Source organism: Bifidobacterium sp. W8110 (genome assembly GCF_016101375.1).
In the GTDB taxonomy this organism is placed as follows: Bacteria; Actinomycetota; Actinomycetes; order Actinomycetales; family Bifidobacteriaceae; genus Bombiscardovia; species Bombiscardovia asteroides.
The window spans coordinates 1-441 of the sequence record NZ_JACFQO010000012.1; the positions used below are offsets into that span (position 1 = coordinate 1).

1 protein-coding gene is annotated in these 441 nt (G+C 60.3%); it reads left to right on the forward strand.

Annotated features, from left to right (window positions below; translation table 11 throughout):
* Nucleotides 1-21: 21 nt before the first annotated feature.
* Nucleotides 22-441: RCC1 domain-containing protein (locus tag H3T88_RS08570; protein WP_442859979.1), on the forward strand; the 420-nt coding region annotated here is incomplete at its 3' end.

The following is a 441-nucleotide window of genomic DNA, read 5'->3' on the forward strand; positions in this document are numbered from 1 at the left end:
AAAGGACTGCAAGCCACACAGGTGAGCGCCGGATACTCTCATTCGCTGGCCGTGGGCAACGATGGATACGCCTACGCCTGGGGATACAACGAATATGGCAAGCTTGGCAACAACACCAGCGACGATTTGTCTGATGTTCCCGTGCACGTGCGCGACCCCGCTGACGTAAGCAAAGGGCTGAAAGCCACCCAGGTGAGCGCCGGATGGCGGCATTCGCTGGCCATCGGGACTGACGGATACGCCTACGCCTGGGGATACAGCAAAAACGGCCAACTCGGCAACGGGAAGACCAGCAGCACTAACGCGAATCCTGTTCCTGTGCACGTGCGCGACCCCGCCAACCCTGATGACGAGAGCAAAGGACTGCAAGCCACACAGGTGAGCGCCGGATACTCTCATTCGCTGGCCGTGGGCAACGATGGATACGCCTACGCCTGGGGA